This is a genomic window from Pseudomonas sp. LBUM1647, assembly GCF_059716175.1.
This window is the reverse complement of the sequence record NZ_CP166809.1, coordinates 3,504,302-3,530,236: the sequence shown is the minus strand read 5'-3', so window position 1 is coordinate 3,530,236 and position 25,935 is coordinate 3,504,302. Positions and strand designations below refer to the sequence as shown.

At 58.7% G+C, this 25,935-nt stretch carries 19 protein-coding genes; 13 read left to right on the top strand and 6 right to left on the bottom strand.

Annotation, left to right across the window (positions count from 1 at the left end; translation table 11 throughout):
* Positions 1–57: 57 nt before the first annotated feature.
* From ACA059_RS15940 to ACA059_RS15930, 3 genes are read left to right on the top strand one after another with little or no spacing between them, the layout of a single operon-like run.
* Positions 58–2,205, top strand: a complete 2,148-nt coding sequence (locus tag ACA059_RS15940) for an FUSC family protein (protein ID WP_497630025.1) — start codon at positions 58–60, stop codon at positions 2,203–2,205.
* A complete protein-coding gene (locus ACA059_RS15935; protein ID WP_008156381.1) occupies positions 2,195–2,395 on the top strand; it encodes a DUF1656 domain-containing protein in 201 nt (66 codons plus the stop codon). The genes ACA059_RS15940 and ACA059_RS15935 overlap by 11 nt, the downstream gene beginning before the upstream one ends.
* Before the next feature lie 4 nt (positions 2,396–2,399).
* Positions 2,400–3,377: an HlyD family secretion protein gene (locus ACA059_RS15930; protein WP_497630024.1), complete on the top strand. Its 978-nt coding sequence runs from the start codon at positions 2,400–2,402 to the stop codon at positions 3,375–3,377.
* A gap of 95 nt (positions 3,378–3,472) precedes the next feature.
* Here the strand turns inward: ACA059_RS15930 and ACA059_RS15925 are convergent, their stop codons facing one another.
* The 4 genes from ACA059_RS15925 to ACA059_RS15910 form a co-directional block, all read right to left on the bottom strand.
* On the bottom strand, positions 3,473–4,894 hold the full coding sequence (locus ACA059_RS15925; RefSeq protein WP_140683934.1) for an efflux transporter outer membrane subunit: 1,422 nt from the start codon (positions 4,892–4,894) through the stop codon (positions 3,473–3,475).
* Positions 4,891–8,073 (bottom strand): efflux RND transporter permease subunit, encoded by a 3,183-nt coding sequence (locus ACA059_RS15920; RefSeq protein ID WP_201181429.1) that lies wholly within the window; start codon positions 8,071–8,073, stop codon positions 4,891–4,893. The genes ACA059_RS15925 and ACA059_RS15920 overlap by 4 nt, the downstream gene beginning before the upstream one ends.
* A 12-nt stretch (positions 8,074–8,085) precedes the next feature.
* Positions 8,086–9,339 carry a multidrug efflux RND transporter periplasmic adaptor subunit MexE gene (gene mexE, locus ACA059_RS15915; protein WP_008156373.1) on the bottom strand — a complete coding sequence of 418 codons (1,254 nt, stop codon included), beginning with the start codon at positions 9,337–9,339 and terminating at the stop codon, positions 8,086–8,088.
* Between the two features lie 320 nt (positions 9,340–9,659).
* Entirely contained in the window at positions 9,660–10,577 is a 918-nt protein-coding gene (locus tag ACA059_RS15910; RefSeq protein ID WP_008156370.1) for a LysR family transcriptional regulator, read from the bottom strand.
* A gap of 267 nt (positions 10,578–10,844) precedes the next feature.
* On the opposite strand from ACA059_RS15910, the gene ACA059_RS15905 reads away from it, so the two are divergent.
* The 4 genes from ACA059_RS15905 to pgm all read left to right on the top strand — a co-directional run bounded on the left by ACA059_RS15905 (position 10,845) and on the right by pgm (position 17,161).
* Positions 10,845–11,867, top strand: coding sequence for a zinc-dependent alcohol dehydrogenase family protein (locus tag ACA059_RS15905; RefSeq protein WP_497265530.1), 1,023 nt, complete (start codon positions 10,845–10,847; stop codon positions 11,865–11,867).
* A gap of 577 nt (positions 11,868–12,444) precedes the next feature.
* A complete protein-coding gene (locus ACA059_RS15900; RefSeq protein ID WP_497630023.1) occupies positions 12,445–13,935 on the top strand; it encodes a hypothetical protein in 1,491 nt (496 codons plus the stop codon).
* 67 nt (positions 13,936–14,002) lie between these two features.
* Positions 14,003–15,403, top strand: coding sequence for an aminotransferase-like domain-containing protein (locus tag ACA059_RS15895; RefSeq protein WP_497630022.1), 1,401 nt, complete (start codon positions 14,003–14,005; stop codon positions 15,401–15,403).
* Between the two features lie 111 nt (positions 15,404–15,514).
* Entirely contained in the window at positions 15,515–17,161 is a 1,647-nt protein-coding gene (gene pgm, locus ACA059_RS15890; protein WP_497630021.1) for a phosphoglucomutase (alpha-D-glucose-1,6-bisphosphate-dependent), read from the top strand.
* 63 nt (positions 17,162–17,224) lie between these two features.
* On the opposite strand, the gene ACA059_RS15885 is transcribed toward pgm, so the two are convergent.
* The gene (locus tag ACA059_RS15885; protein WP_056743751.1) at positions 17,225–17,920 is read right to left on the bottom strand and encodes a pirin family protein; all 696 of its coding nucleotides are present in this window, start codon (positions 17,918–17,920) and stop codon (positions 17,225–17,227) included.
* Between the two features lie 280 nt (positions 17,921–18,200).
* Between ACA059_RS15885 and ACA059_RS15880 the strand changes: the two genes are divergently transcribed.
* Positions 18,201–20,675, top strand: a complete 2,475-nt coding sequence (locus ACA059_RS15880) for a UvrD-helicase domain-containing protein (protein ID WP_497630020.1) — start codon at positions 18,201–18,203, stop codon at positions 20,673–20,675.
* 66 nt (positions 20,676–20,741) lie between these two features.
* On the opposite strand, the gene ACA059_RS15875 is transcribed toward ACA059_RS15880, so the two are convergent.
* Entirely contained in the window at positions 20,742–21,014 is a 273-nt protein-coding gene (locus ACA059_RS15875; protein ID WP_008156356.1) for a DUF1652 domain-containing protein, read from the bottom strand.
* A 263-nt stretch (positions 21,015–21,277) separates the two neighbouring features.
* Here ACA059_RS15875 and ACA059_RS15870 point away from each other — a divergent pair, with 263 nt between their 5' ends.
* The 5 genes from ACA059_RS15870 to ACA059_RS15850 all read left to right on the top strand — a co-directional run bounded on the left by ACA059_RS15870 (position 21,278) and on the right by ACA059_RS15850 (position 25,615).
* Positions 21,278–22,093: a helix-turn-helix domain-containing protein gene (locus ACA059_RS15870; RefSeq protein WP_497630019.1), complete on the top strand. Its 816-nt coding sequence runs from the start codon at positions 21,278–21,280 to the stop codon at positions 22,091–22,093.
* A gap of 50 nt (positions 22,094–22,143) precedes the next feature.
* The gene (locus ACA059_RS15865; protein ID WP_497630018.1) at positions 22,144–23,547 is read left to right on the top strand and encodes an NAD(P)/FAD-dependent oxidoreductase; all 1,404 of its coding nucleotides are present in this window, start codon (positions 22,144–22,146) and stop codon (positions 23,545–23,547) included.
* 42 nt (positions 23,548–23,589) lie between these two features.
* The gene (locus ACA059_RS15860) at positions 23,590–23,931 is read left to right on the top strand and encodes a cupin domain-containing protein (RefSeq protein WP_056743722.1); all 342 of its coding nucleotides are present in this window, start codon (positions 23,590–23,592) and stop codon (positions 23,929–23,931) included.
* A 47-nt stretch (positions 23,932–23,978) separates the two neighbouring features.
* Entirely contained in the window at positions 23,979–25,064 is a 1,086-nt protein-coding gene (locus ACA059_RS15855) for a polyamine ABC transporter substrate-binding protein (RefSeq protein WP_497630017.1), read from the top strand.
* Positions 25,065–25,156: 92 nt separating this feature from the next.
* A complete protein-coding gene (locus tag ACA059_RS15850) occupies positions 25,157–25,615 on the top strand; it encodes an REP-associated tyrosine transposase (protein ID WP_497630016.1) in 459 nt (152 codons plus the stop codon).
* The last annotated feature ends 320 nt before the right edge of the window (positions 25,616–25,935 follow it).

Genomic DNA, 25,935 nt, shown 5'->3' with positions numbered 1-25,935 from the left:
GACATTGAAACCCATCGAGGCGTCTTGGCAGTGACTACGCTTGCTGGAGATGACTCGATGAGCGCTCCCATGCAACCGCTGCTTCAGTACTTCAAAGCGATACTCAACCCCGGGCCCGGAGTGGCGTTGTTCGCCCTGCGGACCATCGTGGCCGGGCTGCTGACGTTGTATCTGGCGTTCCTGTTCGACCTTGAGCAACCCAAGTGGTCGATCATGGCGGTGGTCATCGTCAGCCAGCCATTGGGCGGCATGGCCCTGGCCCGGAGTTTCGGCCAGGTCATCGGCACCACGCTCGGGGCGGTCGTGGCGGTGTTGATCATGGCGATCTTTCCCCAGGCGCCCCTGCCTTTCATCCTCACCCTGGCTTTGTGGCTGGCGCTGTGTACCGCCGGCGGCACCTTGTTGCGCTACACCAGTTCCCAGGCGTTTGTTCTGAGCGGGTATACGGCAGTGGTTGTGGCGCTGCTGGCACTGCCCGATCAGGACGGCACGTTCCTGCTGGCCGTCACTCGCGTGACCGAGACGCTTTTGGCGGTGGCTTGCGTGTGTGTGGTCAGCCTGCTCACCGCGCGACCGGAAGCGGTTTCCCGGGATTACTTCGCCAAGATCGATCAGGTCATCAAGCTGCTTGCGACCCACGCCGCAGCGGTCATTCGAACCGAGGAAAGCGAAGCCGATTTCCATCGACGGCAGATGCAGCTGCTCGGCGCGATCAGCGCCCTGGAGGGGGTACGTCGGCATTTGTATTTCGATGCACCACGGTTGCGCAGCGCCAATGAACTGGTGCAGTTGCTGGGTAATCAGCTGGTGTTGTTGACGTCGCGGCTGACGGCTTTGCGTCACCAGCGCGAGCTGCTTGCCGAGCGCTGGAAAGGCGCCTTGCCGGAGGAGATACAGCGCTTACGCACCGAAGAACTGGTCTTTCTCGATGAATTGGCCCTGCAAGGGCGCTCGTTGTCGACCAAGGCCCGGCAGCGTTTCTCGGCACTGCAACAGCGTTTCGATGACCAGGCCTACAAGGCCGAACAACTCACCGAGACGATGCCGGCCACCCTGCGTTCACTGGCCTGGGCACTGCGCTGGGAACAGGCGCGGATGCTGGAGCAGCTCGGCCAGATTCTCGAACTGAGCGACGCAATCCAGGACGGGCGTGCGGCCAGTAGCATGTTCCGCGGCCAGGACAATCCACTTCATCTGGACTTCACGTTGGCGGCAATGAACGCGATCCGCGCATTTACCGCGTTGCTGGTGGCCGGTCTGATCTGGATCGAGACCGCTTGGGACGGGGCTCGAGGCGGGATGATCGTGGTGGGGATTCTCTGTTCGCTGATGGCGACGTTTCCACGACCGTTGCTGGCCAGCCAAAGCTTTGCCAGGGGGCTGGGGCTGGCCTTGGTGGTGTCGGCGCTGTATCTGTTCTTGCTGATACCGATGATCAGTGACTTCGAGTTACTCGCCTTGTTGCTCACCCCCTTGTTGTATGCGGTCGCGGTGGGGCTGTCCAGTCCGCCAACCACGGGCACAGGCATTGGTCTTGGACTGACGACCATTCTGCTGCTGGGACCGCAAAACACGGAAATAGGCCAAAACAGCGCCATTCAGTGGTTCGAGTTTGCCGGATCGTATATCTGCGCAGCCGCGTTGGCGCTCAGTGTCTACGCCTTGATCTTCCCGTTCAGGCCCGATTTGCGGATGCGCCGACTGTTCAATGAGAATTGTGAGCAGGTCTACGCATTATTGAAGACGCCGGCCACCGATGAGCAGCAATTTGCGTTTGAAAGCCGCATGGTCGATCGCCTGACCATGATGTTGGGACTGTTGCCGGCCACCAACGACAAGCAATCCAGCGAGCTGTTCGAAGTCAGCCTTGGGTGCATGGCACTGGGTGTGGCGTTGAATCAACTCAGGCAACAGGGGCAAAGCAACACCTTGCTCAGTACTCAACAACAAAACCGCTTGCTGGATGCCGTCCGTGAGACGGGACGATTGATCGCCGGGCGGCCCGGAATTGGCCTTGAGCAACTGCTCGGAAACCTGCGCGTCTTGGGCGATGAAATGGACGACTTGCATTTAGACGTTCATGAACACCTGTGGTCGGTGTTCAGGATGCGCGTGGCGTTGTTGATCGTGGTGTCGTTTCTGGAGCGACATCGCAAATACTTTCAACCCGCAGAAACGGAAGGAGTGCCGGCCCTTGCCCATTGATTTTGAATTGGGTGGCGTCTACTTGCCGCCGATTGCCCAGGCGTTACTGCTGGCGCTACCGATTTACCTGTTGCTGGACTGGATCTTGCGCCGCATTGGTGTGTTGCGGTTCGTCTGGCATGAAGCCTTGTTCGAAGGCGCGTTGTACGCCTGCGTTTGCGCAACGCTGATTCTGGTGATGGGAGCCTGATGCTTTGAAGAAGATCCTTGCCCGACTCGCAACGGTGGCGGTGGTATTGCTGGCTTTTGTTCTCGGCTGGTTTGCCTGGGAACATTACACCCGCGCCCCCTGGACCCGGGATGCACGGGTGCGTGCCGATGTGGTGACCTTGTCCGCCGATGTCTCGGGGCGCATCGTTGGCCTGGGCGTGCAGGACAACCAGCATGTGGAGAAAGGCCAGTTGCTGCTGGAGATCGACCCGGCGCGCTATGTCCTGGCGGTTGAGCATGCCAAGCGTTCGGTGGAAGTGGCGAAAGCCACCCTTGGCCAGTCCGAGGCAACGATTGTCGCCAGTGAAGCGTTGCTCCGCCAGCGTCAGAGTGAAGAGCGCCGACGGCGCACGCTCAAGCAGCGGTTCGCCATTTCTGGCGAAGAATGGGAAAAGTCCAGCACGGAAGTGGCGGTGGCGCAGGCCGAGTTGCTGCGCAACCAGGCCAACCTCGGTTTGGCCCAGGCCAACGTGCAATTGGCCATCGCCGCATTGACCCAGGCCGAACTGGACTTGCAGCGCACCCGGGTCGAAGCGCCCGTGACGGGTTACGTCACCAACCTGCTGACCCGTCAGGGTGACTATGCCGCGGCCGGTGGCGCGCTGTTGGCGTTGGTGGATAGCGACTCGTTTTATGTCAGCGGCTACTTTGAAGAAACCAAGCTGCCGCGAATCGAGGAGGGTGACCGGGTCAGGATCGAATTGATGAGCGGCGAAACTTTCGGCGGCACTGTGCAAAGCATTGCCTTCGCCATTTCCGACCGGGAGAACCTGCCTGGTGGTCGCCTGCTGGCCAACATCAACCCCAGTTACACTTGGGTCAAATTGGCGCAACGGGTACCGGTGCGGATACAGATCGACGCCGATTACGCGGCCAAAAACCGACTGCGTGCCGGGACTACGGCCACCGTGACGGTCCTGGAAAACCGGGATAGCAGCACAACCCACAGGGATATGCGTTGAATTCGGGATTGGCAAAAAAAAAGCCCCGCGACCGAATGAGGCGCGGGGCAAAGGAATTGGTTGGTTGCGGCCAACCAAAGGAGCTCGTTAAAACATTACTTGCTGGCGACCGTCTCTGGTTGCCAGCCACCGCCCAGCGCTTTGTAAATCGCGACAATGCCGCGATACAGATCGACTTCGGCCTGGGCCTGGGTGTCTTCCGCTGCCAGGCGCTCACGCTGGGCGTCGAGCAGGACGAGGAAGTCCGCCGTGCCTTCGCGGTAGCGAATTTCGGCCAGGTCAGCCGCGGCGCGGCTGGATTCACTCTGACGAATCAGCGAGATCAAGCGCTGTTGACGTTTGCCATAGTCGCTAAAGGCGTTTTCCGATTCTTCCAGCGCCAACAGTACTTGCTGCTCGTAGGTCGCCAGGGCGCCTTCGGCATCAGCATCGGCGCCACGTAGACGGGCGCGCACGCTGCCAAGGTCGAACGCCGCCCAGGTAATGCTTGGGCCCAGTGCCCAGGCGTTGGCCGCCGAGGAACCGATTTGCGAACCGCGCCCGGCGGTGAAGCCAAGGAAACCGCTGAGGCTGACCCGTGGGAACAAATCAGCCTTGGCCACGCCGATACGGGCGGTGGCGGAGGCCAGTTTGCGCTCGGCGCTGAGAATGTCCGGGCGACGTTGCAGCAGTTCACCCGGATCACCGATCGGCAGGGCCTTGGCGATCGCCGGCAAGTCTTTTGGACTCAGGTCGACGGTCAGCTTATCCGGACGTTCACCCAACAGGGTGGCGATCCGGTTCTTTTGCCGAACCTGTTCAGCCTGCAGTTGCGGCACACTGGCCTCGACGGACGCCAGTCGTGCATCGGCGCGGACCACATCGAGCTGATCGCCGACACCGGCATCACGCAGGCTGACGGTGATCTTGCTCGATTCCTGCTGGTTGTTCAGGTTGGCCAGGGCGATCTTTTCCCGCAGCTGCGCACCGCGCAGTTGGCCGTAGGCGTCCACCAGTTCGGCAATCATCGAGACTTGCAGTTGGTACAGATCGGCTTCGAGCGCTTGCTGTTCGGCGTCGGCGGATTCCAGGTTGCGCTGGATACGCCCAAACAGGTCTATCTCCCACGCCATGTCCAGGCCCAGGTCGTAGCGTTCGCTATTGACCCGCTTGGTGGTCTGGCCCGGGATCTGACCCTTGGCCAGGTCACTGCTGGCCCGGCTGGTGATGGTTGGCATGGCGTCATTGCTGACGTCATCGCGAATTGCCCGGGCCGCTTTCCAGCGAGCGAAGGCTACGCGCAAATCACGGTTGCCTTGCAGCGATTGAGTCACCAACTGGTTGAGGGTCGGATCTTCGAACTGCTGCCACCAGATGCCTTCGAAACGCGAGCGGTCGTAGTTCTTCTGACCGGCGCTGCCATCGGTGGCGGTCGTGATGTTGGCCGGCTCAGTGGCTGGGGTCTTGTAGTCCGGGCCGACGGCACAGGCACTCAGGGCCAGTACCAGAAGGCTCGGCAGGAAGGCTTTCAGGCTCATTGTTGCGCCTCCAGTTTCAGGGCCTTGGCCGCTTTGCGCTTTTCACCGCGCTCCACAAAGTTACGAATCAGTACGTAGAACACTGGTGTCAGCAACAGACCGAAGAAGGTCACCCCGAGCATCCCCGAGAACACCGCCACACCCATGGCATGACGCATTTCGGCACCGGCACCGCTGGAGAACACCAGAGGCACAACACCCATGATGAACGCGAAGGAGGTCATCAGGATCGGACGCAGACGCAGGCGGCAGGCTTCCAGTACCGCGGCGAGCGGGCTGAGGCCTTCGTCCTGCTGTTTGTCCTTGGCGAACTCGACGATCAGAATCGCGTTCTTACAGGCAAGTCCCACCAGTACGATCAAGCCGATCTGGGTGAAGATGTTGTTGTCGCCTCCCGAAGCAATCACACCGGTAATGGCCGACAGCAGGGTCATCGGTACGATCAGGATCACCGCCAGTGGCAGGCTCCAGCTTTCGTATTGAGCCGCGAGTACCAGGAACGCCAGCAGTACGCAGAGCGGGAACACAAACAGTGCGGTGTTACCGGACAGAATCTGCTGGTAGGTCAGGTCGGTCCATTCGTAGGTCATGCCGTTCGGAAGTTCTTCCTTGAGCAGTTTCTCGATGGCTTTTTCGGCCTGGCCGGAGCTGTAGCCGGGGGCTGCCGCACCGTTGATTTCAGCGGTGATGAAGCCGTTGTAGTGCATCACGCGGTCCGGGCCCGAGGTGTCGCTGACCTTGATGAAGGTCGCCAGCGGGATCATCTCGCCTTTGTTGTTACGCACTTTCAGCTGACCGATCTGGTCCGGTTCGAGACGGAACTGCTGTTCAGCCTGAACGTTGACCTGGTAGGTGCGACCGAAGCGGTTGAAGTCGTTGGCATACAGCGAACCCAGGTAAATCTGCAGGGTGTCGAAGATGTCGCTGACGGCCACACCGTGGGTCTTGGCTTTTTCGCGGTCGATAGCCGCATCGACCTGTGGCACGTTCACGGTGTAGCTGGTGAACAGGGCGGCCAGTTCTGGCACGTTGTGACTTTTGTTGATGATGTTCATGGTTTCTTTGTACAGCTCGTCATAACCCAGGTTGCCCCGGTCTTCGATCTGCAGGCGGAAACCACCGATGGTGCCCAGGCCTTGTACCGGCGGCGGCGGGAAGATCGCCATGTAGGCTTCCTGAATCCCGGCGAACTGGCCGTTCAACGCACCGGCAATCGCACCGGCGGACATGCTCGGGTCTTTACGCTCGTCGAACGGTTTCAGGGTCACGAACACGATGCCGGCGTTAGGGCTGTTGGTGAAGCCGTTGATCGACAGGCCAGGGAAGGCCACCGCACTTTCCACGCCTGGCTGTTTCAGGGCCAGGTCGGACATGCGTTTGATCACGTCTTCGGTACGGTCCAGGCTCGAGGCATCCGGCAATTGGGCGAACGCCACCAGGTATTGCTTGTCCTGGCCGGGGACGAAACCGGTCGGGGTGTTGGCGAAACCGAAGAAGGTCAGCACCATCAGGCCTGCATACAGCAGCAGGGCGATACCGCTGCTGCGGATAACCCGGCCTACCGTGCCGACATAACCGTGGCTGGCCTTGTCAAAGAATCGGTTGAACGGACGGAACAACCAGCCACCGAAAATCTTGTCGAGGACCTTGGAGAAACGGTCCTTCGGTGCGTCATGGCTTTTGAGCAACACAGCAGCCAGCGCAGGCGACAGGGTCAGCGAGTTGAACGCCGAGATCACGGTCGAGATCGCAATGGTCAGGGCGAACTGCTTGTAGAACTGCCCGGTCAACCCGGAGATGAAGGCCGCCGGGATAAACACCGCACACAGCACCAGCGCCGTCGCGATGATCGGGCCGGTCACTTCACGCATCGCACGTTTGGTTGCTTCGACCGGCGTTAATCCCAGTCCAATGTTTCGCTCGACGTTCTCCACCACCACGATGGCGTCGTCCACCACGATACCGATGGCCAACACCAGGCCGAACAGTGACAGGGCGTTCAGCGAGAAGCCGAACAGGTGCATCACGGCAAACGTACCGATCAGCGAAACCGGCACCGCCACCAACGGAATGATCGAGGCGCGCCAGGTTTGCAGGAACAGGATCACCACCAATACAACGAGGATCAGCGCTTCGAAGAGGGTGTGAACCACCGCCTCGATGGAGCCGCGCACGAAGATTGTCGGGTCATAGACGATGCTGAAGTCCATGCCTTCGGGGAAGCTCTTTTTCAGCTCCGCCATCTTGTCGCGCACTTCGTTGGAGATTTCGATCGCGTTGGAACCAGGGCGCTGGAAGATCGGGATCGCCACCGCCGGTTGGTTGTTCAGCAGCGAACGCAACGCATATTGGCTGGAACCCAACTCAATGCGAGCGATGTCTTTCAGGCGAGTGATTTCACCGTTCTCGCCGGAGCGAATGATGATGTTCTCGAACTCTTCTTCAGAAACCAAACGACCTTGCGTGTTGACCGACAGCTGGAAGGCAGTGGCATTCGGCGCAGGCGGCGCCCCCAACGCACCGGCAGCCACTTGACGGTTCTGTTCACGGATTGCGGTCACGACGTCGGTGGCGGTCAGGTTACGCGAAGCGGTCTTGTTCGGATCGAGCCACACCCGCAGCGAGTAATCGCCCATACCGAACAGTTGCACGTCACCGACACCACCCAGACGCGCCAGCTCATCCTTGATGTTGAGCAAGGCGTAGTTGGACAGGTAGAGCATGTCGTAGCGTTTGTCCGGCGAGGTCAAGTGCACAACCATGGTCAGGTCGGGCGAAGCCTTGTCCACGGTGATACCGATGCGCGTCACTTCTTCTGGAAGTTTCGGCTCGGTCCGGGTCACACGGTTCTGAACCTGCACCTGTGCGTTGTCCAGGTCGGTGCCCAGGGCGAAGGTGATGGTCAGGGTAATCTTGCCGTCAGCGGTGGATTGCGAGGACATGTACAGCATGTTCTCGACGCCGGTGATGGCTTGCTCCAGTGGAGCGGCCACGGTTTCACCGATGACTTTAGGGTTGGCACCCGGGAAGTTCGCACGAACCACAACGGTCGGCGGCACCACTTCCGGGTATTCGCTGATTGGCAACTGGAACAGCGAGATGGCACCGGCGATCAGGATCAGCAGCGAAAGTACCGCTGCAAAGATCGGCCGTGAAATGAAGAATTGGGAAAAATTCATCGTAGAGATCCCTTAACCGCGTGGTGTCGCAGCAGCCAGTTTCACAACCGAACCCGGCGCGACCTTGGCAGGTGCGACTTGGGGCAGGTTGCTGGCTTCCAGCGCTTGTCGTTGTTGTGCGAGTGCCGCGAGGGTTTGTTCACTGGCCATCGGGATCACTTCTGGCGTGACCGGCGAACCAGGGCGAACTCGTTGCAGACCCTTGACGATGACGGTGTCGTCCTTGTTCAGGCCGCTGCGCACGATGCGCAAGCCTTCGATCTTCGGACCCAGCTCGACCGAGCGATACACCGTCTTGTTGTCGGCATCCATCACCAGCACGAACTTTTTACCCAGATCGGTACCGACCGCTTCGTCGTTGATCAGCACGGCGGAATAGGTGCCGCTACCGACCAGTTTCAGACGGGCATACAGGCCTGGGGTGTAGGCGCCGTCGCTGTTGTCGAACACGGCACGACCGCGGATGGTGCCGGTTTTCGGGTTGACCTGGTTATCGACGAAGTTCATCACGCCCTGGTGTGGGTTGCCGTCTTCGTTGGAAAGGCCGAGGTAAACCGGCGTGGTAGCACCGCGTTTGCCCTGGCGAGCGAGCTGGGTGTATTTGAGGAACACACGCTCGTCAGCGTCGAAGTAGGCGTAGACCTTGTCGGTGGACACCACACTGGTCAGCGCGGTGGTATCGGCGGTCACCAGGTTGCCGGCGGTGATTTCCGCGCGGCTGACGCGACCACTGATCGGCGCGGTAACACGGGTGAAGCTCAGGTTCAGTTTGGCCAGGTCCAGTTGCGCCTGGAGGGCACCGACGGCGGCGCGGGCTTCTTGAGCAGCGCTGGTGCGCGAATCGGCCAGCTCGGCGGAGATCGCGTTGCTGGTGCGCAGACGTTCGCCACGCTGGGATTCGTTTTCGCTGCGGGTGGCGTTGGCGCGGGACTGGGCAACCAGGGCTTCGAGGCGGCGGACCTCGGCCTGGAATGGACGCGGGTCGATCTGGAACAACAGGTCGCCTTTCTTGACCAAAGCGCCTTCAGTGAAGGCCACTTCATCGATCTGACCAGAGACCCGTGGACGAATTTCTACGGTTTCCGGCGCCTCGAGGCGGCCGGTGAATTCGTCCCATTCATTGACCGGTTGTTCCAGCACCTTGGCCACACTGACCTTGGCTGCGGGCATAGTGGCGGCCGTGTCCGGAGTCTTGCCGCAGGCGCTCATCACCAGTACGGCCAACAGGGCCAACGGGAAGCGCAAATGTTTGAGTGATTGTTCCATGGATGCATCCGCCAATGTATTGAGAATGGACGGATGATGCTCGGCGAGGATGTATCGCACGAATCGAATGAGGCAAAGGTAACTATCATTCGGAATGATATAAGCGCCAGCCAAGCCCTCTAGCGTGCACCTTTCGTTAGGCGGCTATCAATTAGATTGATGACAATTCTGTGTTGCGGGGAATGCAAAGATAAGGCGTTAGATCGAGTCGCTGCCATCGCGAGCAAGCCCGCTCCCACATTGAATCTGTGGTGTTCACAAATCCCTGTGGGAGCGGGCTTGCCCGCGAAGAGGCCATCAGCCCTCATACACAATCAGGATCAGGCCAAACTATCCGGATCACCAAAGAACATCTGAATCCTCGACCGCAGCCAACGCTCGCCCGGATCATTATCCTGCGACCCGCGCCAGGCCATGTGCAATTCAAAACTGCGCACTGGCAACGGCGGATCTTCAGCCCGCACACCGCCGGCCGCCGTCAACGCTTCAGCCGTGTAATCCGGCACGGTAGCGACAATATCGGTGCCGCTGATAAGCGTGCTGAGCCCGTTGAACTGCGGCACCGCGAGCACCACGTGCCGTTTGCGCCCGAGCTTTTCCAGTTCTTCATCTATAAAGCCGCTCAGGTCACCGGCGAACGACACCAGCGCATGAGGCCGTGCACAGAAATCATCCAGGCTCAACGGCCCTGGCACCGTGTCGGCCCGCAACAGCTTTGGCATGCTGCGGCGCAGTACTTTGCGCTTGGCGTTGGCCGGCAGGTCGGCGGTGTAGCTGACGCCGATGGAAATTTCGCCCGACGCCAGCAGGCTCGGCATCAGGATGTAGTTGGCCCGACGCACCACCAGCACGATCCCCGGTGATTCGGCGCGCAGGCGCTTGAGCAGCATCGGCAGCAGCGCGAACTCTACATCGTCCGACAGACCGATGCGAAACACTGCAGTGCTGGTGGCGGGATCGAATTCCGCCGCACGACTGACCGCGGTGGAAATCGAATCCAGTGCAGGCGAGAGCAGGGCGAAGATTTCCACCGCCCGGGCGGACGGTTCCATGCTGCGGCCGGTACGCACGAACAACGGATCATCGAACAGCCCGCGCAGGCGCGAGAGCGCCGCACTGATGGCCGGCTGGCCGAGGAACAGTTTCTCCGCAGCGCGGGTCACACTGCGTTCGTGCATCAATGTTTCGAAAACGATCAACAGGTTCAGGTCGACACGACGCAGGTCATTACGATTCATCTGGAGTCCTGGCAGAGTCATCAAGCTTGACGAGAGCGGCCATATGAGAACAATGGCCGGCATGAATATTAAGGGGAAAGGCTGCTACTCTGCACCGAGTAATTCAGTTTTCCTGAAATGGCTGCTTCGGTTTCACGGCATTTGATGATGTCGCCGGCGCTGCGGAATCAATGACAGGCATGTCGACTATTAATAGCCACTGATAGTCTTGGGTAGAAAGCCCAGATAGAGTTCAGGGCATTAGAGGTTTCTTTGACGAGGTTTGCGATGTCCCGCACGATCCGTTTTCACAAGTTTGGTCCAGCCGAGGTGCTCAAATGCGAAGAGCATGCGGCCGCTCTCCCTGCGCCGGGCGAAGTGCAGGTGCGCGTCGAGGCGATTGGCATCAGCTGGTACGACATTCTCTGGCGCCAGAACCTGGCCTCGTCCCACGCTCGTCTGCCTTCAGGCCTTGGCCATGAAATGTCCGGCGTCGTGACGGCGGTTGGCGAGGGCGTCGATGATCTGGCAGTCGGCGACAAGGTCGCCAGCTTCCCGGCTGAAAGCCCCAACGATTATCCGGTCTACGGCGAGCAGATCGTTCTGCCGCGCTCGGCACTCACCCGTTACCCGGACGTGCTCAGCCCGATCGAAGCCAGCGTGCATTACACGCCGCTGCTGATCGCTTACTTCGCTTATGTCGATCTGGCACGGGTCAAACCCGGGCAGTTCGCTCTGGTGACTGACGCCAGTCACTGTGCCGGTCCGTCCTTTGTACAGCTGGGCAAGGCTCTGGGTATCCGGGTCATTGCCGCGACCAAGACAGCGGAAGAGCGTGAGTATCTGCTGTCCCTGGGTGCCGAGAAAGTCATCGTCACCGAAGAACAGGATCTGCTGATGCAGATCAACAAGATCACCGACAACCGTGGCGTGGACGTTGTGTTCGACGGTCTCGGCGGTCCACAGATGTCGTTGCTTGGCGATGTGCTTGCACCTCGCGGCAGCCTGGTGCTGTACGGCCTGCAAGGTGGCAACCAGACACCATTCCCGGCCTGCGCAGCGTTCCAGAAGAACATCCAGTTCTTTGTGCACTGCATCGGCAACTTCACCGGCAAGCCGGAACTGGGCATCATCCAGGACCAGGTTGCGCTGCAGCGCGCCTTGCGCGACATCAACCAGTTGACTGCCGATCGCGTTCTGCTGCCGCTCAAGACTCGGGTCTTCCCGTTTGCCGAGTTTGTCGAAGCACACCGCTACATGGACGAATGCCCATGCCGCGAACGGGTCGCCCTCCAGGTCGAACCTGCATAAGCCCTTCATGTAAGCCCCTCCGCAAGAGTCCGTGCCCCCACGGACTCTTCTGTTTTCAGCACCTGCCAAAATGAGACGTCCCATTGCCCCGTCAATGGGTCAGTTCAGCAACTGAACTGGTTTTTGCTCTCAATCTGTATCTTCTAATCATCATATAAGCCTTGATAATTGAATGATTACTTTCATCTCAAGGAATGAGTCATGGCTGGGTATCGGCTTGATACTTTTCAATACACACTGTTAATACATATCCGACCAATAGTTCGTTGTAGCGCAGTTGCCAAAAAAACATGGGTGACTTCTTTCTCTATTTCTTGTGCTAATTGTCTGTGGGACGCTGTCGGACATTTCCTAGGATGCCGCCCGCAGTCGCAAGAGGGCGGCTCTGCGGGGGTTAGCGGCCACCTGTCTCTGGCGGGAGCAGGGGAGACTTCCAGTTATTTCAAATAATTACTAAAAGCTTAAGTGCTAGCATTTGGCAATAACGTCCAGTACTTCAATCGTGGCAAGCAACCCATTGCGCAATGCGTGTCGTTGTTGGCGCGATATCGAACTTACAAGCATCAGGTAAATAAAGATGACCAATATCCATGACCAAGCGATGAACTATGTCTATCAGCAAGTGCTGCAGCGATTGCTGAGTTTCTTCTCGCGCGCCGAACGCACGGCATTGCAGCTGATGATTCAGCGACTGGTGGTGGCCGCCGGGGGCATGGAGCGTATTGGCGATTACAAGGTCTTGGCGATTCAATCCGGGTCCCGCGACAGTTGTTACACCCTGGCGTTGCTGCGCGCCGCACAACTGAGTATCGCCGGCCGGGCGCCAGCGACATTCCAGTTGCGAGTGGCATCCTTGCGCTTGAACGACGCAAGCCCTGTGGCCCTGGAAAACATCCATCGCAGCTACAGCGCCTTGTTCCTCTACGACGATCCTCGGGTCGAAGTGTTGATGGTTGATAACCGGGAAGTCCTGCCGTTCAACCACCTGACGCCGATTTCCGAAGGCGGCCGTGAATCGAATCGGCTCAATCTTTTGATGGTTGGCCATCGTCGCGCCTGGAGCGGGCCGCTTGATCTGTGGGACGACGGGTATCTGGCCACCGGCGAGTTCTATGGGCAAATAGCTCGATGGGACAGCGGTGTCGATGCATTGATCAGCAGTGACTCACCTCGTCAGCAGAAGCAGTTTCTCGCCGGGTTGAAACGTGCTGCCGCCAAGGCCGGGCTCAAGACCTCGAATCACCACGAAACCGGCTACGAGGAGCTTTTCGCGTTGCTCGATGAACTGGGCAGCGACTGCTACTGTGATTTTTATGCTGAGCATGGCCAGGTTGCGTGGCGTCCGGCCGAACGATTTGAGGCCTGTCGTCGCGCCACGTACATCGACATTCACGACATGCTGGTCAGCAACCTGGAAGAGCGTTGGCCGCTGCTCACAGAGTTTCTCGGTTTTCAACCTGACGAACTGGCGGCTCAGCTCAGCGACAACGAGTACGTCAGCCTTTCTATCTCTGCACACATGCGGGGTTTGCAGTCGTGCTTCATGCACGACCGCGGCTACGAGACGGGTGTCGCCGAATACCTGCAACGGGCATTGGTGATGATGCGGCGCAAACAACTGCCGGAGCGGTTGTGCGAACAAGCGGTAGAGGCGTTTGGCAATCCGGCAACGTTGGTCGAGCAGCGCGTGCTGGCAGCGGCCGAGGCTCAAAAAAACCTTGGCCTGAGCGAGGCTCAACTGGTGTGCCTGCTCTTTTCACCTTTCGTCGAGAATGGCGCGGCGCTTGAGCGTTTTCTGCGTCAGTGCCACCCCGGCATGCTCGTGGCGATGCCTGATTTGCACCGGGCAATGCAGGGCAATCCGGTGCCGGAGCAGGTTCTGCAATGGATGACCGACGTCAGTGGGTTGCCTGTCAGCTTGATCGGCAAGCTTTACCGCATGGGTCCGGTGTTTGCAGATGAGGGTAGAGCAGGCGCCCCGGAACTCGGCGGCGCGGGTTTGCAAGCCGAAGCAGCCGACTATGATGACGACACGGCGGTGGCGGATGAATGGTCAGCGGGGCGCTGAAAGTGCGTGGCTTGACAGATTTCTTGACGATGCATGATGACGTTCACACGGCATTCGGCCCTCGCCCATGAAAGGGCCACGAGAAACTGACTTCGCGTATCAGGCGGTGTATCGATATCTGACTAACCTGATCAACGAACCGGTCAGTGACACGCGAGTCCGTCTGCCTTCGTTGCGACAGTTGGCGGAGCGTCTGAGCGTGTCGATCTCGACCATTCAGTACGCTTATTCGCTTCTGGAGAAGGAAGGGCGCGTTTATTCAGTGGCCAAGTCCGGATATTACGCGTTACCGGTGTCCTCCATCAGCACGCTCAGCAGTGGCAATGACCTGCTCGAAACCGTTTATGTCAACGCCAGACGTCCCGGAATGCTGGTCTTGAGCGCCGATGAACCGGCGTTGTTGCAACCCCTAGACAGTCCGTTGTTACTGCTGGAACGAGAACTGCTGCGCCAGTATCCGCGTCAGCCGCAACCGACATCGCAACCTTGCGGCGAGCTGGAGTTGCGCATTGCCCTGGCAGCGCGCTACACCACCTCGCCGCTGCGCTGCTGGCATGCCGACGATGTCTATATTGGCGCCGACCTGCGTGGCGTGCTGGAAATACTGATCGCTGTGTTGAATCTCAAGGACGCCACGGTGCTGGTCGAGTCGCCGTGCGACTGGGCGATTCTGCGGTTGCTCCAGGCTGCGCAGGTTCGAGTGATCGAGCTGGCGGTGCAATCCAGCGGTGGCCTGGACGTCGAATGGCTCAAGGAGCTGCTGGAGACCGAGCCGGTGCGGCTGGTGATGGTTTCATCCGGGCTGAACATGCCGCGAGGCAGCCTGGCACCCGACGAAAACCGACAAGTCGTCGCGCAGTTGCTGGAGCGACATGGCAGTTGGGTGTTGGAAAACGACTGTTACGGCGAACTCGGATTCGAACCGGACGGCCAGCGGTTTCGTGACTTGCTGGACCCTGATCGGCTGATCGTGTTTTCCACCTTCGAGAAAATCATCGGACCGGAGGCGCCATACGGCTATCTGCTGTCGCGGCACTTCAGTGCTGAACTGCAACGGTACTTTCTGCTGCGTTCGTTCCGCTTGTCACCGATTCGCCAGAAAGCCATCGCTCGCTTGTACGGCAACGGACGTGTCGATCAGCACCTTCAGGTATTACGGCGGATGCTCAAGGACCGCAAGGTGCAGATGACGCAGCTGCTGCAGGAGCGTCTGGGAGATGCCGTGCACTTTGTCGAACCCCAGGGAGGTGCAACCATCTGGGTTCGTTCGCTGCGCGAGGTCGATGTACGTCGGGTGTTCCAACGCCTGCTCAAGCACCAGGTGGTGATCGCACCGGGAGAGCTGTTCAGTCTCCAGGGCTTGCATGCGCAACACTTGCGCCTGAGTCACACCTTCGGCGGTGATCACGACCTTGCCGCGGCAATGGGCTTGTTAGGGGACGCCTTGCGTCTGGAGTCGATCGATTGAACGGGGTCACACACCCTGCGTGACACTCATGGATCGATCCCATCGCGTTGCGGTCAAACTGCCAGTAAACTGCGTTCCTATTCCTGAACCACTCGACTTCAGAGGTTTTGCATGACACTCAGTCCTTTTGCGGGCAAACCGGCACCGGTAGAACTGTTGGTCGACATCCCGCGACTGGTAACGGCCTATTACACCGGTCAGCCCGATGCCGCCATTTCGACCCAGCGCGTAGCTTTTGGCACGTCCGGGCACCGAGGCAGCTCGTTCGACTTGAGTTTCAACGAATGGCACGTTTTGGCGATCAGCCAGGCAATCTGCCTGTACCGCGAAGCCCAAGGCATTGACGGCCCGCTGTTCGTCGGCATCGACACCCACGCGCTGTCCACCCCGGCCGGCGCCAGTGCCCTTGAAGTGCTGGCCGCCAACGGCGTCACGGTAATGATCGCCGAAGGTGACGAATACACCCCGACACCGGCCATTTCCCACGCCATTCTCTGCTACAACCGCGGGCGTACGTCGGGTCTGGCGGACGGCATCGTCATCACGCCGTCCCATAACCCGCCGCAAAGCGGTGGCTACAAATACAACCCTACCAACGGTGGTCCGGCCGATACCCACATCACCAAGTGGATCGAAGCCAAGGCCAACGAACTGCTGAGCAACAAGCTCGCCGGCGTCAAGCGCATCAGCTACGAGCAGGCGCTGAAGGCCAGCACGACCCATCGTCACGATTACCTCAATACCTACGTCGCCGACCTGGTTAACGTGATCGACTTCGACGCCATCCGTGATGCCAAGCTGCATCTGGGTGTCGATCCGCTGGGCGGAGCAGGGGTGCGCTACTGGTCGGCGATTGCCGAGCATTACCGTCTGGATCTGGAAGTGGTCAACAAACAGGTCGATCCGACCTTCCGCTTCATGACCGTCGACTGGGATGGCCAAATCCGCATGGACCCATCGTCCACTCACGCCATGCAGGGCCTTATCGGTCTGAAAGAGCGTTTCGACGTAGCATTCGCGTGCGACCCGGACCACGATCGCCATGGCATCGTGACCCCGTCCGGTGGTTTGCTCGCGCCGAACAACTACCTCGCCGTAACGATCGACTATCTGTTCCAGAACCGTCCGCAATGGCGCGCCGATGCGGCCGTGGGTAAAACCGTGGTCAGTAGTGGCTTGATCGATCGCGTGGCAAAACGTTTGGGTCGTCGCCTGTACGAAGTGCCGGTCGGCTTCAAGTGGTTTGCTGACGGCCTGTTCGACGGCTCTCTGGGCTTTGGCGGCGAAGAAAGTGCCGGTGCTTCGTTCCTGCGCAAGGATGGCAGCGTCTGGTGCACCGACAAGGACGGCTTGATCCCGGCACTGCTGGCCGCAGAAATGACCGCCCGCACCGGCCGCGACCCAAGTCAGGCCTATCGCGCCTTGACCGATGAGCTGGGCGAACCGTTCTCGGTGCGCGTCGATGCCAAGGCCAACCCTGAGCAGAAGGCACTGCTGAGCAAATTGTCGCCGGACCAGGTCACCTCGACCCAACTGGCAGGCGAAGCGATCCAGAGCATCCTCAGTCATGCACCGGGTAACGACCAGGCGATCGGCGGTCTGAAAGTCATGACCGAGAACGGCTGGTTCGCGGCGCGTCCGTCGGGCACTGAAGACATCTACAAGATTTACGCTGAAAGCTTCGTCAGTGACGACCACCTCAAGCAATTGGTGGCAGAAGCGCAAACACTGGTGGACGGCGCGATCTCTGCGAAGTAACACCGGAATGTAAAAAGGGGCGACCATGACGGTCGCCCCTTTTTTTGTCCCGCGTTTACCCGATCAAGCCAGATCCACCAGGACGATTTCACTGTCTTCGATGGCGGTCACCCGCAACACCTGCTCATCGGCAACCGCAATACCGTCTCGAGCTTGTGCACGCAAGCCATTGACTTCAATGACGCCGGTGGCCGGTACCAGGTAGGCGCGACGGCCATTGTCCAGGCGATACTCGGCGGATTCACCGGCCTTCAGGTTCGCGGCCACCAATCGCGCATCGGCTCGAATCCGCAGGCTTTGATCGTCGCCGGCCTTACCGCTCGCCAGCGTTACGAAACCTTCGCGCTGGCCTTTTGGAAAAGGCTTGGCGCCCCAGGACGGTGCCAAACCGGATTCGTTCGGGATGATCCAGATCTGGAAGATCCTGGTCTCGGTCGCTTCCAGGTTGTATTCACTGTGGGCGATCCCGGTGCCGGCGCTCATGACCTGAACGTCGCCAGCTTCGGTACGACCCTTGTTGCCCAGGTTGTCTTCGTGAGTGATTGCGCCTTCACGGACATAAGTGATGATTTCCATGTCCCGGTGCGGGTGCTTCGGGAACCCGGTGCCAGAGGCAATCACGTCGTCGTTCCACACCCGCAGGTTGCCCCAGTTCATGCGTTTTGGGTCATGGTATTCGGCGAACGAAAAGTGGTGATGAGCATCCAACCAGCCATGGTTAGCGCCGCCCAGGGATTTGAAGGGTCTGAGTTCAAGCATGATCGTCTCCTGAAAAGGTTCGTCATGGGGCAGAGCGCCTGAGCCACGAAACGCGAACCGGTGGTTGATGGCGAGCATCATCTATCAGGCACTGATCGATAAAAAGCGTAAAAAATGCCTCAATACAATCGAATAATTTGATATCAAATAACCTCGAAAGATTCTCACCCAACCTTCACTTCATCGCATAAGCCAATGACCTGTAAGCATTTCACTAGAACTGAACGGCAAATGCAGACACCATAGCCCTCAACAGCCTCACACCCTGGAGTCAGCCCGCGTGCCGCAACACACCCCCGATCTTCCTCCTGAACTTCGTCCCCTGGCCGAGATGCCGCTGCTCAAGCGTCTGGCCGCCCGGTTCTTTGGTCACGGCCTGACGCGTCTGCGCGCACAGCACCGTGCGTCCTGGTTGCATGGCCAGGCCGACGGCTTTCGCAGTGGGCACAGTGCCGGGGTGGATTACGGCTATAAGGAAGGCAAACTTGAAGGGTTGGAGGAAGGCCGGCAGGTATTGCTGATCCGCGACTCGCGCTCCACCGAACACCGGCCGCCCAACGTTGACGAGAATCTGTTCGACGATTGGCGTCTGCCGTTGAGCGCTGAGTTGAAGAAGCGCATGAAGACGGATGTCGTTCGACTGCTGCCGCCGCACGCCCAGCCCAGCACCGCGCAGTGGAAAATGATCTTCAGCGACACGCCTTCGACCTCGGTGATTGCCGGCGCGGGTGCGGGCAAGTCGACCACGTTGGTGTTGCGTATTTTGCTCCTGACCCATTATCTGGGGTTCGAGCTGAGTTCGATGACGGTAGTGACCTTTACCCGTGAGTCGCGCAAAGATTTCATCAACAAACTGATCGAGCTGTTTGCACTCTGGGGCCGGTCGCTCAGTTTCAAAGAGGCGCGTGATCTGGTGCGCACCTTCCATTCGCGAATCCTGCCGATGGTTCGCAGTCTGCCGGGCTTCGAGCGGCTGCAAGCCTTCGAAAACCTCAGCCACCGTGCGCAAAACGGCGATGAGGAGGTCGACAGCAATCCTTTCGACCTGCGCATCAACGACGCCCAGCGCCAGCAACTCAACGCTTGCTATCACAGCCTGCACACTCGCAATGAGCGCTTTCGCGAATTGATCAAGCCATTGTCCCGTCACGCGCTGCAACTCAAGGAACTGGAGCGCGATCACCCGGACGTGCAAAAGCGCATGGCCGTGACCGAACTGGCCGCCAAGCGTGATGAAGAACTCTGCGACGCTATCGAAGATTTGTGGTTTCGCGCGGGTGCCTGGCCAATTAAAGGCATTGAGCCGAAGCGCCAGACGTTCGATATCAACGGCTCAACATTTCATTGTCATGGCTATATTCCGAGCCTGGACGCTTGGGTGGTGCTGGGGTTCGATCTCCGGGAAAACCCGCAGGTCAGCCGCCCGAATGCCAAATTGAGCGTGCGCGCGGAATGGGCTGTCAAGCGCACCCTGTTTCAAGCTTTCTGTCGTAAGCCGTTGATATGGCTGGATAGTTACGAATCATCAAAGCGTGTATTGGCGTCCCTTGGAGGCGATGCCAGTGCCGGGCCGGGCTTTGATTACAAGGTCAAGGGCGAGCTCAGCTCTGCGCCGTTACTGGACTGTTTTGTCGCTGCCGCCGGATTTATCGAGAATCTTGGCCTGGATGTACCCAATGCCGTGGGCCAGATGAGTTTTGCAAAGGACGACCCCGACCGGTTTTTCTTCGAGGCCATGAGCCTGTACTGGCGAGCGCTGGAAGATCACCTGCTCGATCAGAAGTCACCGGTGATGACCTACAACCGGATGTTCGCCTTGTTCAGCGAACATTCGCCGGAAAACCTGAAACTGCTGAGCGATGAGCTGCTCAGGCCGATGTCGCACTTGATGATCGACGAATTTCAGGACGTATCGCCACAGATCGTTTCCTGGATCCGTGCGAGCCTGACGGAAATCCGCAGTCGGGGCCCGGCCATGCACGTGGGACGCGGCGCACAACGTTCCTCTTTGCTCTGTGTTGGCGATGACTGGCAGTCCATTTATGGCTGGCGGGGCAGTTCGCCGACGTATTTCATGGAATTCAACAAGGAATTCCCTTCGCCGAGCACGACCAAGGTGATGCTGAGCGACAACTATCGCAGCCATCAACACATCATCGATGCCGCCGAACATATCGTTCGTGCGGCGCCGGCGATCGCTGGCAAGAAGGCCAAGGCCAGTGGCGAGCCGAAGGCATTGCTGCCGGTTAACGTTCTCGATCGCGACGATCAAGGCATGGCCAAACGCCTGATGGAACATTACAGAAAGGGCGATTCAATCTTGATGCTTTATCGAAAAAGCAGCGATAAGTTATTGATAGAAGAGCATATTCAGTCTGTAGTTAATGTGGATTCTAGCTTGCCGTACGAAGCGCGGCGGCTGAAGCAGCTGACTTATCACAGCGCCAAGGGACTTCAGGCTGACGCCGTGTTCCTGCTGGGTGATTGTCAGCACCTGACCAGTTCCCCGTACAAGAACCAGGTCTACCGCATGGCGGGTCTTGGCAAGACAGGCGACAGCGAAGCGTATGACAGCGCACAGAAAGACGAGATCCTACGACTGGCTTACGTCGGCATCACTCGGGCGGTGAGTCATTGCTATTGGTATGTCGATGGGCAAGACACCCAGGCAGTCAACATGCCTAAAGCTTCCGATCGGATCGGCAAAGGCAAAGTGTTCTTTGCCGATCACCGACTGGGCAAGACATCGGCGTGAACCGTAAAAGATCGTCGCGCACAAAAAAGCCCACTTAACGTGGGCTTGTTGTTGAGTGTTCAGCCTTCAGGCATAGCTCCTGAGGGCGGCGGGCGGAATGAAAGCCTCAAGCTCGTCTTCCACCGCTTCGATTATTCGTTCTACATCCGCAGCATTCATTACCGTCGCGCAAGGAATGCCGGCGATGGCGATCATGGTCTCGCCACTGGCACGGTCAAATAGACGGGCAATCATGCTGCCCGGCGCATCCATGCTCGCCTCGAAACCCATGGGATGAAAATGCCAGCGCATCAGCTGGCAGGCGTTTGGAAAGGTGACTTTACTGAACCCTTTATTCATCTGTAGCCCGCCTTATTCATCGAGCGCTTCCTTTAGCTCATGTTAGGAGGGAAGAACCTTCAATGGCTCAACCGGTGACTGCCTTTAAAAGTAGCATCCAGATGTGAAATTAATGTGGATTTTTCAGGTCATTTAGCGATTGGTTCAGTTTTTTTGATGCAGGTCACGGAAACGGTGGCTTTCCGGCAATTGGCGACCACTCGTTGGCCATTGAAGCTGAAGCCGAACTTCGGCAAGCTCAGCGTTTTCTCGTCGAGTCCTTTATGCGCGCCGATGATGATGGTCCGCTGCAAACCCAGGCCACTGGCGACACGGTGATGCGTTATCACTTGCGCTGGAAACACCGGGACCTGGACGGGGTGATGGCGCTCTATCACCCGGGGATTCAGTACAGCGATTTTTTCCAGAACCGTGTGATGGGGCTGTCCGAATTACGTGAATACGTGCGCAGCAGCATGCCCCGAGATCCCGATGAAGCCCTGGAACACTCGGACCGTATTCGTCTGGACGGCAACACGGCGTTCATTCAGTACCGTATAACCCTTCGCGGCGGTGAAGGCCTGGTGTCGTTCCGGGCTAGCGAGGCGATTACCGTCCGTGACGGGCTGATCTGGCGGGTCAACGAATATGCCTCGCTGGTACATGAACAGCCCGTCAGCAAAGTCGCCAGCAGCCAACGCCCGGCGGCCAGTCGGCTCGGGCTGTCTGCACGCCAGCTGAGTTTCATGGCTGACGACTTGCAGCAATATTTTCAGCGCCAACAACCTTATCTCGATCCCGAACTGGACCTGCAACGGGTGGCGAAGGAGTGCGGGTACAGCCGCAATCAGATTTCCTACCTGCTGAATCAGGTGCTTGGCCAGAGCTTCTATCGATACGTCAACCAGGCGCGGCTGCAGCATTTGCTCGCGACACTGGATAACGCCACGCCGCCACTGCGTGTCGACGAACTGGCGTTTGCCGCCGGGTTCAATTCGCTGTCGGCGTTTTATAGCTGCTTCCGTCAGCACACCGGCCAGTCGCCCAAGGCCTACGTAAAACAAATTTCTTTGCGTGCACGCGCGCAAGACAGCCTCTAAGTCCACACACTAGGATCGACGCCATCGAAGTTTGAGTGGCGGAGTCTTGCATGTCGGCGTGGCGCACTATCAGTTTGTGGATGGATCAACTCGACGAGCCGTTACTCGCGCGCCCGGCGCTGGAACAGGATCTGGACGTCGACGTCGCCATCATTGGCGCGGGGTACACCGGGCTCTGGACGGCGTACTACCTCAAGCGCCTGGCGCCTGACCTAAATATTGCCATCGTTGAAGCGCAAACCGCCGGTTTTGGCGCCTCGGGGCGTAACGGCGGCTGGCTGATGGGCAATGTGCTGGGCGAAGACCGCCTGCTCGCCGACTTGTCGCCCGAACAGCGCCGGGCTTCTTTCGATTTGCTGCACGGCATTCCGGATGAAGTCGGGATGGTCCTTGAACGTGAAGACATCAACTGCGATTACCGCAAAGGCGGGGCGCTGTATTGCGCTGCACGCTATCCGGAACAGGAAGCCAGCCTTCGGCACTATCTCGACACCCTCTATAGCCAGGGATTGACCGAAAGCGATTACCGCTGGCTCAGCCCCGAGCAGTTGGCGCAACAGATCAGAGTCGCCAAACCTTATGGCGGTATCTATGCACCGCACGTCGCGACCATTCACCCGGCAAAGTTGGTGCGAGGTCTGGCTCGGACAGTGGAGAAAATGGGCGTCAGGATTTACGAGAACAGCCCGGTCACCCAATGGCAATCGGGTGGCCTGCGCACGGTGAAAGCCTCGGTTCGCAGCCGTTGGATCGTGCCGGCGGTCGAAGGTTACTCGGTCACCTTGCCACCTTTGGGGCGTTATCAGCTGCCGGTGCAAAGCTTGATCGTGGCCACCGAGCCGCTATCCGCTGCCACGTGGGATGAAATCGGCCTGAGTCGCGGCCAGGCCTTCAGCGAAAACAGTCGCCAGGTCACTTACGGTCAGCGCACGGCTGACAACCGGTTGGTGTTCGGCGCGCGGGGCGGTTATCAGTTTGCTGCCAAGTTGCGCCATGACTTCGACTTGACGACCAGCGAAGTGGAGCTGCGACGTTATCTGTTTGGCGAACTCTTCCCGCAGCTCAAGAACGTGCGGATTACCCATGCCTGGGGCGGCAATCTGGGGATGTCCCGGCGTTTCAAGCCGCACATGCTGTGCGATCAGGCCAGCGGCATCGCCTTGTCGGGTGGCTATGGCGGGGAGGGCGTCGGTGCCAGCAACCTGGGTGGCCGGACCCTGGCCGACCTGATTCTGCAGCGCGACACCGAGCTGGTTCGCCAACCGTGGGTCATCCAGGGAGGGCTCGACGCGCTCCGGGCCTGGGAGCCCGAGCCCTGCCGCTGGCTTGGTTACAACGCGATCATCCGCAGCTTCGCCCATGAAGACCAGACCCTGGCCAACCCGGCCACTGCACCATGGCGTCGCAAACTGGCCACCGGTATTGCCGGCTTCATGGAAGGTTTCATGCAGTAAACGCGCGCTCTTCATCTATAGGCTCAATCGACAGGTACTCCCATGAGCATCACGCAGTTCAAGAACACCGCAACCCTGAAACTGGAAGAGTCGAATCCGGTCGCCGTACCACTGGGCATGCCTGTGGCGGTGGCCTCGACCACCAGCGTTGAACGCGACGATGGCGTCGAAACCGGCGTCTGGGAATGCACGCCCGGCCGCTGGCGGCGGCAGATCGTCGCCCAGGAGTTCTGTCACTTCATCCAGGGGCGCTGCACGTTTACCCCGGATGACGGTGAAACCCTGCACATAGAAGCCGGCGATGCACTGATGTTGCCAGCCAACAGCCTCGGTATCTGGGATATCCAGGAAACCGTGCGCAAGACCTACGTTTTGATTTTTTGATCCTCTGATTGCCTGCCAACAACAACAAACCCATCAGGAATCGACTCATGATCCGAAAGACACTGACTCTGGCTCCCCTTGCCCTCTTCGCGACCCTCGGCCACGCGGCCGAGACCGTCAAGATCTACAACTGGTCGGAATACATCGCCCCGGACACCACCAAAAATTTCCAGAAAGAAACCGGCATCGCGTTCAGCTACGACGTCTTCGACAGCAATGAAACCCTCGACGGCAAATTGATGACCGGCAAATCCGGCTACGATGTGGTCTTCCCGTCAAACCACTTCATGGCGCGGCAGATTCAAGGCGTGGCGCTGAAGAAACTCGACAAGAGCCAACTGCCGAACTGGAAAAATCTCAACCCGGCGCTGCTCAAGGCCTTGCAAACCAACGATCCGGGCAACGAACACGGCTTCCCGTACCTCTGGGGCAGCACCGGCATCGGTTACAACATCGCCAAGGTCAAGGCCGTGTTGGGTGATGACGCGCCAGTGGATTCCTGGGACCTGATTTTCAAACCCGAAAACATGCAAAAGCTGCAGAAGTGCGGCGTGGCCATCCTCGACAACGGCCCCGAACTGTTGCCGGCGGCACTGAATTACCTGGGCCTGCCGCATCACAGCAAAAACACGGAAGACTACAAAAAGGCAGAAGCGCTGCTGATGAAAGTCCGCCCGTATGTCAGCTATTTCCACTCGTCCAAGTACACCAGCGACCTGGCCAATGGCGACATCTGCGTGGCCGTTGGCTTCTCCGGCGACATTCTGCAAGCCGAAAACCGCGCGAAAGAAGCCAAGAACGGCATCGACATCGGCTATGCGATTCCCAAGGAAGGCGCCGCCATTTGGTTCGACATGGTCGCCATGCCGGTCGACGCCCCGGACGAAAAAGCCGGTTACGCCTTCATGAACTACCTGCTGCGCCCGGACGTCATGGCCAGCATCAGCAACTACGTGCACTACGCCAACGGTAACGAGCAGGCCGACAGTCTGATCGACCCGGCGATCAAGAATGACACCAAGGTCTATCCGAGCCCGGACATGATGGGGAAATTGTTTGCGCTGGAGGCAATGCCGCTGAACATTGACCGAGTGCGCACGCGGGTCTGGAACAAGATTCGGACAGGGAGCTAAGGCTGCATATCTTGTAGTCATTGCGGCCAGTCGGGCTGGCAGGTAACGCTGTAGATTCCTGGCCTCCTATCGATGGATCAAGAGGCAATGGAATGCTTGGTCGTACAAATGCGGGTCAGCTACGCGTTGGTCGCTTTTCTGAGTCAGGACGCATTTACTTGCTAACGGTTGTCGTTGATCAGCGACAGCCGTTTTTTGTTGATTGGCGACTGGGGAGGTTGGTCGTTCAGGAGTTGCGTCAGGCGCAGGAGGAGGGTTGGGCGGATTTTTTGACGTGGGTTGTGATGCCGGATCATATGCACTGCCTGGTGCAGTTGCACGACAAGACGCTGGCCGAGCTTATGTGCCGCGTAAAATCCCGGAGTAGCTTGGCGGTTAATCAAGCATTAGGACGGCGAGGGCGGTTGTGGCAGAAGGGTTACCACGATCGTGCGGTTCGGCGAGAGGAGGATGTGAAAGATCTTGCTCGATATGTCGTGGCCAACCCCATACGAGCAGGACTGGTGACACGGGTTCATGACTACCCACTTTGGGATGCGTGTTGGTTGTGAGTATCTGACGACTGCTGCGCAGCCGAACGCAGGCTACGCCAGCTGCTACAGGTTTCGCATACACCGCAATCCTTGTAGCAGCTGCCGAAGGCTGCGTTCGGCTGCGCAGCAGTCGTAAAAATCTAAAGTTCAACAAATCTCCAACTGATATCAATACGCCGGCACTCATATTAATAACTCACTCAAAGTGAGACCCCATCGACAAAAAACAACTTACCTCTATTTAATAATTAAATATCCAATCGTCAGACGATTTGCGCAAACTGCCATCTAACAAACAATATTTCGACAGCACAGGCATTGTTTCCGGGTACTTGCAG